This is a genomic window from Leptolyngbya sp. Heron Island J, assembly GCF_000482245.1.
GTDB lineage: Bacteria > Cyanobacteriota > Cyanobacteriia > Phormidesmidales > Phormidesmidaceae > Leptothoe.
The window spans coordinates 73,925-89,989 of the sequence record NZ_AWNH01000015.1 but is presented as its reverse complement, the minus strand read 5'-3'; the positions used below and the strand labels follow the sequence as shown (position 1 = coordinate 89,989).

Here is a 16,065-nt window from a genome sequence, read left to right as displayed (position 1 = left end):
CTCAGCCAATAAAAAAAGAGGATGGCTACTAGCCATCCCCTTTTCTAATCACGTATTAACGCTTTTAGCTAAACCAAACCATCACTTACTTAAACAGCGACAGCAACCTTCGCATCCAGCTCGCCAGCTTCGTACTTAGCTGCAAACACTTCAACGCCAGCCTGCTTAATCTTAGAAGCATTACCAGCAGTACCAAATGCCTGATAGCGATCAGAGCAAACTTGCTTCATGTACTTGATGGAAGGCTTGAGGAAGTGGCGAGGATCAAAGTTGGAAGGATCCTTCATGGCTGCTTCGCGGATAGCAGCTGTAATAGCCAGACGGTTATCAGTATCAATGTTCACCTTGCGAACACCGCTCTTAATACCTTTCTGAATTTCCTCAACAGGTACACCGTAAGTTTCAGGAATCTGACCGCCGTACTGGTTAATCATGTCTAGCCACTCCTGGGGAACGGAGGAAGATCCGTGCATGACCAGGTGAGTGTTGGGCAGACGCTTGTGGATTTCTTCAATGCGGCTGATGGCTAGAATTTCGCCAGTGGGCTTACGGGTGAACTTGTAAGCACCGTGGCTAGTCCCAATGGCAACTGCTAGCGCGTCAACCTGGGTAGCTTCTACGAACTGAACAGCCTCGTCGGGGTCAGTCAGTAGCTGATCGTGGGAGAGTGTGCCCTCAAAGCCATGACCATCTTCAGCTTCACCTTGACCAGTTTCCAAGGAGCCCAGGCAGCCTAGCTCACCTTCAACACTGGCACCGATGGAGTGAGCAACCTTAACCACTTCAGCAGTGACGTTAACGTTGTACTCAAAGCTAGCGGGAGTCTTGGCATCAGCTTCTAAGGAGCCGTCCATCATAACGCTAGTAAAGCCGTTGCGAATAGCAGAGTAGCAAGTCGCAGGGCTATTACCGTGATCCTGGTGCATAACCACAGGAATATGTGGATATGTCTCAATAGCCGCCAAAACAAGGTGGCGCAAGAAGTTTTCACCAGCGTACTTACGGGCACCGCGGGAAGCCTGTAGAATTACAGGGCTATCAGTCTCATCAGCAGCCTGCATAATAGCCAGGATCTGCTCCATATTGTTAACGTTGTAAGCGGGAATGCCGTAGCCGTTCTCAGCGGCGTGGTCCAGCAAGAGCCGCATAGGTACAAGCGCCATATAATCCTCCTAGTACTTTTCGCCGTTTTGGCAGCTTTAATTAAAGGGTCGAATAGGTATCCCTACTCATCAATATTAGGTCACAACTCCGAACTTATGACGAGTTGTTTCTAAAACCTGAGTATTTCATTAAGGATAACAGCATCTACGAAATGACTTTGTGGAATAGATAACTTTGCTATTTCCTTTGTTGAGGAAAATTAAATTTTAGGGACGTTCCATGGAACGTCCCTAAAATTTCTCTGAATGGGTCGCCTGGGATTCGAACCCAGGACCAATCGGTTAAAAGCCGAGTGCTCTACCGCTGAGCTAGCAACCCGTGTTGAAGAACGCTTCTCAAACACAGTTATTCAATATAACAGATAGTTTCCTAATTTGAATAAAAATTCGAAAAATGCCTGACGGGTCACGAGTTAGGGACCCGGTCAATGTAACGTCCATCAATCAGAAAGGATCCGCGCTCAAATCTGACAGCCCAATAACCACCGGGCTTTTGCTCCATGACAATCCCTTCTTCGCCCAGGGTGACTAAATCTGGAGGGCGCAGCATCGGCATCGGGTCAGCGGTTTTCAGATAGGGCGGCTGGGTGGTCACGGTGACACGATCGCCGACCGTGAATAGCTTGTCGACCATAAGGGGAACCTATAGAAAATTTATTGCCAGCCTATAGCATCTACAAACAAATGCCAAAGCAAGCAATATTTTTTGAAGAATATTATCTCTATTCGTACATTCCCTTTCTATAGGGTTTGCCGTCCTTTTGTTAGGGCGCTGAATTGAGACTGAATGGCATTCAATAATTGATTTATAAACAGTTTAAGGATTGATATTAGTCTAGGTTTTAGGGTAATTACTGATAAGTCTGTTCAAGAGAATAGCTTGTTTCTAATAGATTTGATTTATACACAATGGGAGATCCGGTGGCGACGCTGAAACTGCGCATACGCGCTGAGCTAGAGGAGGCGGAAACAAGTCTGGGGTTGGGGGTGAATATTGCGATCGCAGCCCTGATTCTCATTTCAGCCGGATTGTTTATTGCCGAAACCTACTCTTTGTCAGCGAATGTGAGTGCAGGATTAGCCATACTCGATTGGTTAATCCTGATACTCTTTTTAGTCGAGTATGGAGTGCGGTTGTGGGCGGCTGAACACCCCCTGCGCTATGCCATTAGCCCCTATGCAATCGTCGATTTAGTCGCAATTTTGCCCGTATTAGTTGGATTTTTTGATACCAGGTTGCTACGGTTGATCCGTTGGCTGCGTGTTCTCAAACTAGCTCGTTTTTTAGAAGAGGAGCACTGGCTGGGGCGGGAAGGACTGATCATTGCCCGCATCATTTTTACCCTGGTTTCCATTATATTTATTTACTCGGGAGCCATCTTTCAAGTGGAGCACCCGGTGCACCCCGAGGTATTCGGTACGTTTCTGGACGCCATGTACTTTGCGGTGGTGACTATGACCACCGTGGGCTATGGCGATGTTACCCCCGTGTCCGAGGCGGGACGCACCCTCACAATTATGATGATTTTGACAGGTATTGCCCTGATTCCCACCCAGGTAGGCAGCTTGATTCAAAACATTAATCGCATGCAGAACGTCAATACCCTGCGCTGTATCCAGTGTGGTTTATCCAGACATGAAAACGATGCCATTTACTGTCGGCGTTGCGGCACACGCTTACCTGAGGTGCAGGAGACTTCAAAAGCATAAATACAGTGTGGTGATGACTTACCTACTTGCACAAAACTCATTGCCCCATAGATCGTTATCCCAACGTCCGAAATGCCTCTTCTACCAAATGCTTAGCCTTTTGGTCTAAGGCAATCCAATCCACATCCCCAATCTCCAGATTAAGCAAATTCATATCTATGGTGATCGGGCCATCGCTAGTATCTACACTGTTGCAAAGCCGGTAGCACAGTTGCCAAACATCCATCTCCTGCTGCTGATCCTGCTTTTTGAGGCAGAGAATATAGGAGTGTTCAGGAACTGGCAGTTGTGCAAGAACTGCTTGGATTTGGTCATACTCCTCAGGTGTAGCTGTTTCTAGCATTTCCTGCAGAGATAAGTATTGCTGCTGCTGCTCAGGGGTTGCCTCAGTTGGCCAGCTCATATCATCGCGATAAGAGCCAGTCCACTCAGACACGTCTAACTGTTTACGAATATTGTCAATAATGCGAATCAAGGCAGGTTGCATCAGTGCCTGGGCATAGCGCTGGTCTTGGACAGTAGCAAACTGAGGCATGGGGGCAAATGAGATATTGAATTGAAAATAGTTTAGGTGAAAGCGATCCTTTATTTCTCTGTACTGTTTACGCCCTTTTCGTTGCGGCGTTTACGCTAAACTCCTAGGCGACTGCACCAGCCAAAGCTGTAAGATATCGTTGATCCAGCTGATATCTGTCTGGCTTACTCCGAGATCCTGGGCTGCAAGTTTGTGCTCCAGTGTGCCAACGGTGGTACGGTTCTGACGCAAACGGAACGTGATAGTAGAACTCCCCGGCTGGAGATCAATGTCTTCAATGTCTTGTTTGTAGGTGTTGATCTGATAATCCACCGGACGACAGGGAAAGCGATACCCCAGCAGCATAATGTCTGGCAAAAGCTGAATACTCACCTGTTGAAAAACAGTGGTTAGCATCGTCTTGAGCCCTCGCTGAGCGCAACAAAGACTAAGCTGAATCCAGCCCAGGCTAATCATAATGGTCAGTAGTCGCTGGGCAAAATCTGTTAGCTGTAGCCAGAGGTCTGGCAAATTTTGGAAAACAAGGGCAACTCCGGCGGCACCGATGACTGTTTGGAGAAGCCCTAGACAAAATGCTTTGTTTTTCCAACCTAAAGGCGGAAATAACATCTCTAGGGTTTGACTATACTCAAAAATCTTGAACTGAGCGTTGGCTGGGATGGTTGTTTTTGACGAAGTTTGCTGGAAATGCTGACCTGGTAGGCGAGGAAATCGGCAGTGAGTTGAAGCAAAGATTTTGTCGGCTTGTTCTAACCCATTTAGCGCGGCCTTGGCGGACACTGGTCGCTTATGTTGTTGAGGCTGAGTAAGCCAGCGTAACCAAGACTTAAACGGTCGACTCATATGTCCTAGCTCTTGGCAAAACAACATCCGTAGTCCCCGTTGAGGTAATGTGTGTGGATGTTGTCCGGTGGCAAGATGCACTAGTGTGGCCCCGAGGCTGTAGAGATCGCTGGCGGGTACAGCTCGATCACCCAGCTGCTCAGGTGGCCGATAGCCAGGAGTCCCCGAGATCAAAATAGGCAGATCTGCGGTATGTTCTGTATCATCCGAGTGCTGTACCAAACCAAAATCCACTAAATAAATCTTTCCCAGGGGTAAGTTACCGTATGGGCTGAGGACAAAACTACTCGGTTTGATATCGCGGTGAATAATTGTGGGGTGTTGTGTGTGCAGATAATCAAGAATCTCTAAAATTTGGCAGGCTAGCTGGCGCACTTCTGATTCAGTAAAAACTCTCCTGGGGTTGAGTAGGGCATAGAGAGATTGACCCTCAATATAGTTTTGCACCAGCATCAGACCGCGATAGCCATGGTGATTAATTTCAAAGCTGTCGCAGTAGCTTGGAATCGCTGGATGGTCTAGAACTTTGAGCACGGCCGTTTCTTTATGAAAGCGGGCTACGTCTGTGGTCTGAATAGGATCGTCAAAACATAGATACTTGATGACCACCCAGTTGTTGCAGCTATGGTCATAGCCTAGCAAGGTTCTACGGCCAAGTCGTGCTCCTAGATTTTGTTGAATACTGTAGCGATTACGTAGTCGAGGAGCGGTTTGTAACACTCTGGGGGAAGCCATTGTATTGTTGATGGTGTCGCTTATTGCTCAGAGTGCCCGCTTGCTGAGTCTTGGTAGCGAGGTAGAGGCATCTCCTTGTAGTGCTCTTGTGACAACCATTGACCTATGAGAATGGACATCGCCTACCGAATCATAGCCCGATAAAATGACACCCATGGTTTAACAGAGTTATCGGGAGTTGCCCCATGGTTCAGCCGAGGGTTTTTATTGATGGTGAAGCAGGTACAACTGGACTACAGATCTATGCTCGTTTAGCCCAGCGCGAGGATGTCACAACTGTCAGTATTGATCCTGCTAAACGTAAGGATGTGGCGGAACGGGCGCGGCTAATTGATACTGTTGATGTGGCTATTTTGTGTTTGCCGGATGCAGCGGCCCGTGAGGTGGTAAAGCTGATCTCCAGCCCCACGGTTAAAATTTTGGATGCTAGTACAGCCCATCGTACTCACTCGGATTGGGTGTATGGGTTTCCAGAATTAGCACCGGGTCAGCGGGATGCGATCGCAAAAGCCCACCGCGTTAGCAATCCAGGCTGTTATCCCACCGGTTTTCTAGCGGTGATTAAACCGTTAGTTGCAGCTGGACTGATTCCCGCTAGTTTTCCAGTAACCATTAATGCTATTTCTGGATATTCCGGCGGCGGTCGCAAGCTGATCGAAGTCTATGCAGGTTATCGAGGTACATCGGAACCGTTGTATCCCTATGGCGTTTATGGTTTGACCTTTGGTCACAAGCACGTACAAGAAATGCATCAATATTCTGGGCTGGCCCATGCACCCCTGTTTTTGCCAGCGGTGGGGGCATTTGAGCAAGGGATGCTTGTGCAAATGCCGCTGCCGCTTTGGACCTTGACACAGCCGCCTACTGGGCAGCAGCTCTATAATGCGCTGGCTGACTATTATGCCCAAGAACCATTTGTGCAGGTGAATGCCCTCGATGATATGGATGGACTGCGCGATCGCAAATTTCTCGATACTAAAACTGCCAATGGAACCAATCAGGTGCAACTGTTCGTCTTTGCTAACGATGATACCCACGAGGCATTGGTGGCCGCACGCTTAGATAATTTAGGCAAAGGGGCTTCAGGGGCTGCTGTGCAAAATATGAACATTATGCTGGGGCTACCGGAGCACACAGGCCTGAGTCCAGCAGTCTAGCCATGGAAACCTGATGCCGGTGCAGACAAAAGAGGAGTTGCTAGTACACTAGCGACTCCTCACTTAGAGACTTATTCCCACTGTGGAGATACCGATTCTCGCCATGGCGAGGATTACGGGGGAGAACAATTACTCCCAACCCTGATGCAAAGGTCATAGCTGAGTCGACTGATATGGTCAGACCAGCCACGCACTGTTTCACTCTTGATGCAAGCTGTTGCTACTGTGGCCTAACAACAGTGGATTTGGGTAGTACCCTTTTGTGTACTCCTACCGCAAAATTACTGAAAATTCAGTAGTTTTGGCGGACTGTCCGGAATTATGAATGATGATCGGGTAAGGATCAAAAGCCCTAAAAATCGACTGCGGCTCTAGGCGTCTTTCTATACGTTAAATTGCTATGGTTTTATCATTCCCTAGTCATGCCGCTCGGCTCCAGTTTGTGCCGTGTTCCCACAGTTGGGTTGCCCTTCATCCTCAACCTAAGGGAGTTATTCAGTTGGTGGGTAGTGGCGTTTTGGGTAAATTTCCGACAATTACCTACCGTCATTTTCTAAAAAGTCTCTTTGCTGCTGGTTATACCGTTGTTGCGTTTCCGTTTCGGTCTACCCTGCACCATTGGTCAGTTGCCATCGATCTATTAGATGAACACTATGGCCTACGGGCATCACTGGTGGAGTTGGCTATTGCTAAGGGATATGACCCCAGCGTTTATTTGGATGCGGCTAACTATACATGGATAGGCCACGGTCTAGGTTGCAAGTATGTAATCCTGCTAGAACTGTTGAGTGCTGCACCGAAGGAAGTAGAGACGTATTTTCACCAGGTGGGATCAGATAGACCGCAGCTACAAGAAATTCAGCAAGGACTGTCTTTGCTGGGCCATCGCCTAGGATTAGTTGAAAAACGTATCCAGCAGCTAACTGGGCGGTGTGTTGACTATGGTCAGCCTTCGATTATGCATCAAACGTCTTTGTTGCTGGCCCCGGCGCTCACAGATTCTATCCTGGTCAAGCTATTGCAGCTGGTTGCCAATCAGCGGCTGGTGGTATCACCCACCGTTGAGCAAACCCATCAGTTGGTTGAATACAGCCGTTTATTTCATCTGACGGGACTGATTCAATTTGCGCGCGATCGCAAAACTGCCAATGCCTGTCAACAGCTGATGCAAGAACAGCCTCACCTGCGTCGACGGTTGCTCAAGGGCAATCATCTAGAACCAGTTGGTATTCAGCTGGGGCAGCTGGTCGTTGACTTCAATCCTTTGGATAAATTTATCCAACCTTTGAACTGCCGTGACCTGGAATTCAAATCCCTGGCGCTGCTCCATTGCCTGCGCAAGACATCTGCATCATCCCGCCAGACTAAATGTGCGGCTCCTGCTAGACGTCGCTTCGCTGCTTGAACCCTGAGTTCCTGATTGATCTCTGCCTAGCTTGCTCCATTTTGGTGGCCTGGGCTGCTGAGATCGCTGCAGTTCAGCTACCCCATTGATTCGCCATAACTAATATAATGAGGGGTTTATGCGAGCATACCGGGGATTCAGATGGGTAGCTGGATGGATGATGATGTAGATCTGATAGAGGTGGAAGAGCTGCGATCGCAACTTTTCAGCCTCTACAAGCAGCAAACGTCTTTACGCAAAAGAATTGTCCAAATCTTCTCAATCTTCTACAGCCCCACCAGTATTGCCAACGTCGCTACCGCCCTGAACTATGTGGGTATCACCACCAAGACTGGCAAAAAAATCACCCCCAGTAATCTCAGACCCCAGATTGCTGTTCTGCTTGAGGCGCAGCTACTGGTCTATGGTGCGGGACAGCTACCCCAGTGTAATCCCCTAGTTGTGGAAAGCGTTACTCGGGATCTGCTGACGTCAGACAGCTTTGCACCTATGCTTCAGACCGTTAAGAACATCGTCCATCCTGGTCGTCATTACAGCGGTCGAGCTAATCGCATCCGTCACATTTGCCGGTCTAAGGATGAACTATACCGTGAGGCTCGTCTAGCCCTTTATGAAGAGAATTTTGACGCCTTACCTCAGCTATTTCTTGACTATAGCAACTATAACTACTACGCCAATCCCGTTGCCCTAGAAGATTTTCTCCTGGATGTAGCCAACAACCCGTTTGATGCTGATTGGCTACGTCAGTTGCCGACTGAACACTACGCTATGGTGTTGAAAATGCTGTTAGTGAGGGCAACAGCTGTATTAGAACCTGCTGATGAGTTATTAGAGCTATTAGAAGACCATACTGAGGGGTTAAGTGAACTCAAGGTATTGCTCGTGGAGCAATACCTATTGCGTAATCAGTTTGCCGAGGCTGAAACCATCCTAGACGGTCTTGTTGACGAACAATTTCAGATTTATGGGACGGCGTTGCGTGGCACTCTCGCGCTACTGATGGGGGACACTAACCTCTCGCTAGACTACTATGCAACGGCCACTAAACTGGCGCGTAAACAGCTCAATAAAAAAGCGGTCATTGGTGGCATTGCTGGACTGTTTTATATGCTGGCCTTGCTTAAATCAAGGGACCCAAAACATCTAAAACAAGCTGTGGCTATTAGTACCCCACTGATGCAAAATTCAGGGTACTTAAGCAACGCTTACACATTGCTCCATGAGATCACCTTATTGCACCAGGGACAACTCTCTGCTCGTCAGAGGCTGTTAGAGCTGATCGAATGTTATGGCACTGATTCAGACGACAGTTTTGGCATGTTTTTTAGTATGCTCTGCCTCTACTGGCTAGACCTAGACGAAGCTAGAGCTGTGGTGCCTCGTCCTCTGGCATTGTTTGCCGAGCAAGCTGAAGAAGCGGGGTTTGATTGGTTTGCTGTCGAGGCCGCTGAAATTTTAGGACGTTTGCTCCCCGATAGTGACTATAGGCAATGGGCTGCTCAGCGGTCTGGTATTTCCATTGTCGATACTCTAGAGCCCCAGAGTACCTGGGAAATTAGCTTAAAAGCCTTGACCAGCGTAGCAGGTGCGGCTACTAATGCCAGTCCAAAAACCGAACGACGTTTAGCCTGGTTTTTGACCTTATATACCAAACACTGGTTGTTGCAACCCAAGGAACAAAAACTGAGCGTTAAAGGAACCTGGACCAAAGGGCGTGTGATTGCCCTGAGCCGACTGGCTAAAAATGCGGCAGAATTTGATTATCTCACTGCTCAGGACCTCCAGGCCTGCAACCATATTAAGTATGACTACTATTCTGGCTCTCAATATACCCTCAATCGTGAAGCGATTAAGGCCTTGGTGGGACATCCTCTAGTATTTTGGGAAGACTCTCCGACGGTGCGTGTAGAGATTGTTGCTGCTACGCCAGAGCTGGTGATTGAACAGGCAGGGGATGGTACACTCACACTGCGAATGGAACCTGCCATCAGCCCTAGTGATGGCATCACTTTGGTTAAGGAAACACCCACTCGGGTAAAAGTGTTAGAAGTCAATGCCGAACACCAACGCATTGCCGAGATTTTGGGTAAACGCAATCAGCTAACGGTGCCTGCTGCTGGTCATGAACAGGTGTTGGCTGCAATTCAGTCGGTGTCTAGTTTGGTGACAATTCACTCCGATATTGGGGGTGATATGGATGATGTTGAAACCATTGAGGCGGATGCCAAACCCCATATCCACCTGATGCCAGCTGGTGACGGACTCAAACTGTCAATGTTAACCCGACCCTTTCCGAATTCTGGCGCGTACTATCCACCGGGTACGGGGCGGAAGACGGTAATTGCTGAGATCGATGGCAAACGCTCCCAAGCGACCCGTGATTTATCGATGGAAAAACGGTTGGCCCAAGATATTCAACAGGCTTGTCCGGCGTTACAGCTAGGTGAAGAAGCTGAGGGAGAATGGATTTTAGATGAACCAGACACCTGTTTAGAGCTGTTGCTACAGCTTGAAGCTGTAGAAGAAGATATTGTTCTAGAGTGGCCTGAAGGTGAAAAACTGCAAATTCGTAACAAGGCTGGCATCGACGGTTGGCGACTGCATATTAAACAGGAACAAGACTGGTTTTCCGTCAGTGGAGAGTTGGAATTAGACGACGGCAGTGTGATGGATATGCAGGCTTTACTGTCGCTGTTAGACCAAACATCCAGCCGGTTTGTACCCATTGGCGATGGTCAGTTTCTGGCATTGACCCAGGCGTTTCGTAAACGATTGGATGAATTTCGAACTTATGCGGAGCGGCACGGTCAGGGAGCGCGGTTTCATCCTCTCGCAGCTCTGGCGTTAGAAGAGACTCTAGATGAAGTTGGGCAGCTAAAAGCCGATAAAAACTGGAAGTCTCACATTAAAAAGCTTAAAGAAGCACAAACCATTGCTCCAGAGATTCCTTCCACCCTCCAGGCGGAGTTACGAGACTATCAGCAAGAAGGATTTCAATGGTTGGCGCAGTTGGCCCATTGGGGTGTGGGTGCTTGTCTGGCTGATGATATGGGCTTGGGTAAAACGCTGCAGGCACTGGCTGTAATTTTGTTGCGGGCACCTGAAGGGCCAACTCTGGTGGTGGCTCCTACTAGTGTGGGGGCTAACTGGATTAACGAGGCGCAGCGGTTTGCACCCACTCTGAATGTGATGCAGTTGGGCAGTGGCGATCGTCAGGCTGTGGTTGATCAGCTGAGTAAGTTTGATTTGTTAGTGTGCAGCTATGGACTGTTGCAGCAGCCAGATGTGGCGGCACTGCTGGCGGAGGTAGACTGGCAAACCATCGTGTTGGATGAGGCTCAGGCGATCAAAAATAGTGCCACTAAGCGTTCCCAGGCGGCGATGAAGCTTAAAGGTCGGTTTAAGGTGATGACCACCGGGACCCCAATTGAAAACCACTTGGGAGAATTGTGGAATCTGTTCCGATTTATTAATCCTGGATTGTTGGGGTCGTTAGAGAAATTTAATGAACGGTTTGCGACTCCAATTGAGCGCTATCAGGATAAACAGGCGCGTCTGCGACTCAAGAAATTAATTCAGCCGTTTATGTTGCGGCGTACGAAGTCTCAGGTGTTAGATGAGCTGCCCTCGCGTACGGAGATTACTCTCCATGTTGAGTTAAGTGCTGAAGAGAAAGCATTGTATGAGGCCTTAAGACGGGATGCGATCGCAAAACTAACTCAAACCGATGCCAAAGCCGGAGCCAAACATCTACAGGTGCTAGCTGAAATCACCCGACTACGACGCATGTGCTGCAATCCCAAGCTGATTATGCCAAAGGCGGCTCCTACCAGCGCTAAGCTCCAGTTATTTGGCGAGGTGCTTGAAGAACTCCTCAGCAATCGGCACAAAGCTCTGGTATTTAGCCAGTTTGTCGATCACCTGACGATTATTCGCCAGTATCTAGACGAGCAGCAAATCACCTATCAGTATCTGGACGGCAGCACACCAGCAAAACAACGCCAGCAGCGGGTTGATGCCTTTCAGTCAGGAGAAGGGAATGTATTCTTGATCAGTCTCAAGGCTGGAGGGACGGGGCTTAACCTGACAGCGGCTGACTACGTGATCCACATGGACCCTTGGTGGAACCCAGCGGTAGAAGACCAGGCCTCAGATCGGGCCCACCGTATTGGTCAGACCCGTCCGGTGACAATTTATCGATTGGTAACTAGAGATACAATTGAGGAAAAAATTGTTGAACTACACAACAAAAAACGCGATTTAGCCGACAGTCTTCTAGAAGGTGCTGATATGAGCGGTAAGCTTTCCACGGCAGCCCTGTTGGAACTGATGAGTGAGGCATAAGATAGCCAGACTACGGTCGATCCGCTAGTCGGATTACTACCTAGCTAATTCGGCACTAATTCGTGTAACAGACGAACTGACTTTTGTAAACACTGCTTTAGTCTTTGGAGATTCTTGATGTTAGGGTACGTACTTATGCGCCCAGGAGATATGGTGTATCTTGAGTAAGATAGGCGAACTCTCAGATTATTTAAAGAGTAAATTTACATTGATCACTCCCTTGAATCAGGTATCGTAAATTTATTTTTGTCGGCGAAAATAATTGTGCTCTAGACGTTTTTGCGAAGTATGTAGCGTAATTGTAATGGTGTTGTAATCGGTTCAAAAGAGGTTCTTCCTGCAGCCGTCTTTAAGCTGATGCACGGTGCACAAACTTGTTTATTCGTAGAACAGCTATCAGCTGTTCAACGTGCTTTTAAACGTATGTTTGATTGATATATCTGATGAATATAGAGCCCCCGAGTAGTGAGCCCCTTACTCCATCGCCTGTGAGTTTCATTGATCGGGTTGAATTTGATCAAACTCCTCTCATCGTAGAGCCTGATGTTTCCTTAAGTCAGGTTTTGACACGGATGTCCCAGGGATATACAGAGCAAGATACAGATAAAGCAGCTGAGACGCCTCCCATGGCCAGCTATTGTCTAGTGATGTTAGGAGGGCAGCTCCGAGGTATTTTCACGGAACGTGATGTTGTTAAAATTATCGCCGAGGGAAGTGATTTAGATGCTTTTGTAGTGGCTGATGTGATGACTCGCAATGTCATCACGATTTCTTCTGCAGAATTAGAGCGTCCATTTGATGTAGTTGCTCTGCTAAGGCAGCACCGTATTCGCCATTTACCAGTACTAAACGACCGCGGTCAGCTTCTCGGTGTTGTGACACAAACGAGTTTACGTCAATCGTTGCAAGCTACTGATCTATTGCGTCTACGGCGGGTAAATGAAGTCATGTCAACCCGTGTTGTAACGGCTACTCCTGATGCACAACTATTGAATGTGATCAGGCTAATGGCCACCTATCGGGTCAGCTGTGTCGTCATTGCTGAGGCTAATGATTTATCAGCTAGTCAGAGGCCCATTGGTATTGTCACCGAACGGGACATTGTTAAACTGCAAGCTCAAAATGCCGACTGGTCTGATCTCGTCGCCCAGGCTGTGATGAGTTCCCCGCTGCAGTGTGTTAGCTCTCAAGATAGCCTATGGTCTGTCCAGCAACGTATGCAAGCTATGCATGTGCGCCGATTAGTCGTTGCTGACGATGGTGTTCTGGTTGGGATTGTGACCCAAACCAGTATCTTGTTATCGCTTGATCCGGTAGAGATGTACCATACTATTCAAACTCTTAGCAAAGAGCTAAATCGATTACAGGATGAGCGTTTGGAGCTATTGCGGGCACAAACCTCTCGATTAGAGCAGCAGGTACAAGTTAGTGAAGCTCGTTTTCGGGCAATTTTTAACCATACGTTTCAGTTTATTGGTTTGCTAGCACCTGACGGTAGGCTGCTCGAAGCTAATCAGACTGCATTGAATTTTGGCGGTCTACGTCGAGAAGATGTCATCAACTTACCGTTTTGGCAGGCGTTCTGGTGGAGCTTATCTACTGCAACTCAGACCCAACTCCGCGAGAGTATCGAGCGAGCGGCTCAAGGTGAATTTATTCGATATGAGGTCGATGTCCTGGGGGCTGATAATCAAATCATCACCATTGATTTTTCACTGATTCCAGTCGTAGATGACTCGGGTGAGGTGATTTTGATTATTCCAGAAGGACGGGATATTAGCGATCGTAAACGCATAGAAATCGATCTAGCAGAAAGTCGAAATCACTATGTCAGTCTAGCAGCAGCTTCTCCTGTAGGGATTTTTCGTACGAATCAACAGGGCGATTGTCTATATGTGAACGAACGTTGGTGTGAGATTGCTGGTATCTCATCAGAGGAGGCCTTAGGACCAGGATGGACTGTAGCAATTCATTCAGACGATCGAGCCCGCGTCTCTCAAGAATGGTACCAAGCTGCCCAAGCAAATCAGACCTTCCAGTCTGAGTATCGCTTTCAAACACCTGCTGGCACTGTAACTTGGGTGTTTGGGCAGACTGTGGCTGAGTATGATGCTGAAGAAGCCCTGACGGGTTACGTAGGGACCATCACCGATATCACTGAGCGCAAACACCTGGAGGAAGAACTAGAAGCCGAAAAAGAAATGGCCCAGGTTACGTTGGATTCCATTGGTGATGCTGTCATTACCACCGATGCCAGTGGCAGGGTGAATCACCTCAATCCCATTGCTGAGACCATGACAGGATGGACAACCCAAACCGCTAGGGGATTGCCTTTAACCGAGGTCTTTCAAATTGTTAACGAAACGACTCGACAACCTGCCATAAACCCCGTAGATCAAGTGTTGTCAGCAGGAATCGTCACCGGGTTAGCTAATCACACGATTCTAATCCGAAGAGATGGCCAGGAATTTAGCATCGAAGATTCTGCTGCACCGATTCGAGACAAAACTGGTCAATTGATTGGAGTAGTGATGGTTTTTCACGATGTGACCCAGTCGCGCCTGATGGCAAGACAGCTAAGCTGGCAAGCCACCCATGACGCATTGACTGAGCTATATAATCGTCGCTATTTTGAGGCCGAGCTTGAAAACGTAGTGCAAACGACAGTACAGCAAAATCAGCACCATGTGCTCTGCTATTTAGACTTAGATCAGTTTAAGGTAGTCAACGATACCAGCGGCCATTTAGCTGGAGATGAGCTGTTACGGCAGTTGGCTCGATTGCTTAAACGACACATCCGAGCAGCCGATACCATGGCACGTCTAGGCGGTGATGAGTTTGGTATTTTACTAAACCAATGTCCCCTTGATCGGGCGGTCAATATTGCAGAGAATTTACGTCAGGAGATAGCAGATTATCCATTTATTTGGCAAGATCAAATCTTTCGTGTCGGTGTCAGTATTGGCTTAGTTGTCGTAGACTCGACCAGCACTACAGCGACTGCCGCGATGAGTGCGGCAGATGCGGCCTGTTATGCAGCTAAATATCGAGGTCGTAATCGCATTCAGATTTATCAAAAAAATGATGTCGAATTAAGCCAGCAACGGCAAGAACGACACTGGAGTATTGTTATCCGTCAAGCATTGGAGAATAATCGCTTCTGTCTTTATCGTCAGAAAATTACTCAAACACTTAATCCCGAGGGGACAGCTATTAATTTTTACGAGGTGCTTGTACGTATGCTAAATGACTCAGGAGAGAGCATTGCTCCAGTAGAGTTTATTCCAGCAGCAGAGCGATATAGCTTGATGCCGATGTTAGATCGGTGGATTATTCAAACCTGTCTAGAAAATCTGGAACAGCTATTGCAAGAAGGCGTTGAAAAAATACTCTACAGTATTAATCTCTCCGGTACGAGTCTTAATGATGAGCAGTTTCTTGAATTTGTAACTGCCCAATTTGCCAAGTTTAATGTGCCGCCTGACCACATCTGTTTTGAAATTACAGAAACAGCGGCAATTGCTGATTTTGAGCAGGCAACTTCGTTTATTCGAGCCTTGCGCCGTTTAGGATGTTGCTTTGCCTTAGATGATTTTGGCAGTGGCATGTCCTCATTTGCCTACCTCAAGGCATTGCCGGTTGATTTTCTCAAAATCGATGGTGGTTTTATTCGAGATATTACGTCTGATTCCACCACTGAGGCCATTGTTGAGTCTATCCATCGAATTGGCAACGTTATGGGTTTACAGATCATTGCGGAGTCGGTAGAAAATGACGCAATCTTAACCAAGATGCAAACAATTGGTATCGATTATGTCCAGGGGTATGCCATCAGTCGCCCATCTTTTTGGTGTTAAGACTTTGGGGCTACGGGGGCTGTTGTTCCATGGGTTAAAGTCCGTTTTCTAGGGCCGTCTGGATGTCCTTTTTATGCGCTATCTCGTAGTCGATATTAGCGACTGAATTGTCGACCAAACTCAGTACGCCTGTTCTGAATTCAGGCCATGAGCTGCCTTCATTAGTTTAGTGATGATGACTTTCAGGACTGTTGCCTGACTGGCTAAATAGAACTGTGCCAGCCTTGAAAGTTCCACACGTCAGTAGTTCTACGGACCTGCTTGGGAAGGGTTTTTAATGACTCACAAGCAAATCTCATCACGGACAGCTGATGAA

9 protein-coding genes and 1 tRNA gene are annotated in these 16,065 nt (G+C 47.8%); 5 read left to right on the top strand and 5 right to left on the bottom strand.

The window, feature by feature from the left end; all coding sequences use genetic code 11:
* Positions 1 to 89: 89 nt before the first annotated feature.
* From fba to sipA, 3 genes are all read right to left on the bottom strand, one after another.
* A complete protein-coding gene (fba, locus tag N836_RS45090) occupies positions 90 to 1,163 on the bottom strand; it encodes a class II fructose-bisphosphate aldolase (RefSeq protein ID WP_031291803.1) in 1,074 nt (357 codons plus the stop codon).
* A gap of 247 nt (positions 1,164 to 1,410) precedes the next feature.
* Positions 1,411 to 1,482: transfer RNA gene (locus N836_RS45085), tRNA-Lys, on the bottom strand.
* A gap of 87 nt (positions 1,483 to 1,569) precedes the next feature.
* Positions 1,570 to 1,797 (bottom strand): regulatory protein SipA, encoded by a 228-nt coding sequence (sipA, locus tag N836_RS45080; protein ID WP_023071213.1) that lies wholly within the window; start codon positions 1,795 to 1,797, stop codon positions 1,570 to 1,572.
* A gap of 275 nt (positions 1,798 to 2,072) precedes the next feature.
* Between sipA and N836_RS45075 the strand changes: the two genes are divergently transcribed.
* Complete coding sequence (locus N836_RS45075; RefSeq protein WP_023071212.1) at positions 2,073 to 2,873, top strand: ion transporter; 801 nt, start codon at positions 2,073 to 2,075, stop codon at positions 2,871 to 2,873.
* Between the two features lie 55 nt (positions 2,874 to 2,928).
* Here N836_RS45075 and N836_RS45070 read toward each other — a convergent pair whose 3' ends face one another.
* Together N836_RS45070 and N836_RS0137175 are read right to left on the bottom strand one after the other, a co-directional pair.
* The gene (locus N836_RS45070) at positions 2,929 to 3,408 is read right to left on the bottom strand and encodes a hypothetical protein (RefSeq protein ID WP_023071211.1); all 480 of its coding nucleotides are present in this window, start codon (positions 3,406 to 3,408) and stop codon (positions 2,929 to 2,931) included.
* A 90-nt stretch (positions 3,409 to 3,498) separates the two neighbouring features.
* On the bottom strand, positions 3,499 to 4,986 hold the full coding sequence (locus N836_RS0137175; RefSeq protein WP_023071210.1) for a serine/threonine protein kinase: 1,488 nt from the start codon (positions 4,984 to 4,986) through the stop codon (positions 3,499 to 3,501).
* A gap of 185 nt (positions 4,987 to 5,171) precedes the next feature.
* On the opposite strand from N836_RS0137175, the gene argC reads away from it, so the two are divergent.
* From argC to N836_RS72865, 4 genes are all read left to right on the top strand, one after another.
* Complete coding sequence (gene argC, locus N836_RS45065; RefSeq protein WP_023071209.1) at positions 5,172 to 6,143, top strand: N-acetyl-gamma-glutamyl-phosphate reductase; 972 nt, start codon at positions 5,172 to 5,174, stop codon at positions 6,141 to 6,143.
* Positions 6,144 to 6,543: 400 nt separating this feature from the next.
* Complete coding sequence (locus tag N836_RS45060) at positions 6,544 to 7,548, top strand: DUF1350 family protein (RefSeq protein WP_023071208.1); 1,005 nt, start codon at positions 6,544 to 6,546, stop codon at positions 7,546 to 7,548.
* A 141-nt stretch (positions 7,549 to 7,689) separates the two neighbouring features.
* The gene (locus N836_RS45055; protein WP_023071207.1) at positions 7,690 to 11,892 is read left to right on the top strand and encodes a DEAD/DEAH box helicase; all 4,203 of its coding nucleotides are present in this window, start codon (positions 7,690 to 7,692) and stop codon (positions 11,890 to 11,892) included.
* A gap of 488 nt (positions 11,893 to 12,380) precedes the next feature.
* On the top strand, positions 12,381 to 15,749 hold the full coding sequence (locus N836_RS72865; RefSeq protein ID WP_161634928.1) for an EAL domain-containing protein: 3,369 nt from the start codon (positions 12,381 to 12,383) through the stop codon (positions 15,747 to 15,749).
* The last annotated feature ends 316 nt before the right edge of the window (positions 15,750 to 16,065 follow it).

Coding starts and splice junctions, on each gene's coding strand:
- fba (WP_031291803.1), bottom strand. CDS start 1,163: ATGGCGCTTGTACCTATGCGGCTCTTGCTGGACCACGCCGCTGAGAAC.
- sipA (WP_023071213.1), bottom strand. CDS start 1,797: ATGGTCGACAAGCTATTCACGGTCGGCGATCGTGTCACCGTGACCACC.
- N836_RS45075 (WP_023071212.1), top strand. CDS start 2,073: ATGGGAGATCCGGTGGCGACGCTGAAACTGCGCATACGCGCTGAGCTA.
- N836_RS45070 (WP_023071211.1), bottom strand. CDS start 3,408: ATGCCTCAGTTTGCTACTGTCCAAGACCAGCGCTATGCCCAGGCACTG.
- N836_RS0137175 (WP_023071210.1), bottom strand. CDS start 4,986: ATGGCTTCCCCCAGAGTGTTACAAACCGCTCCTCGACTACGTAATCGC.
- argC (WP_023071209.1), top strand. CDS start 5,172: ATGGTTCAGCCGAGGGTTTTTATTGATGGTGAAGCAGGTACAACTGGA.
- N836_RS45060 (WP_023071208.1), top strand. CDS start 6,544: ATGGTTTTATCATTCCCTAGTCATGCCGCTCGGCTCCAGTTTGTGCCG.
- N836_RS45055 (WP_023071207.1), top strand. CDS start 7,690: ATGGGTAGCTGGATGGATGATGATGTAGATCTGATAGAGGTGGAAGAG.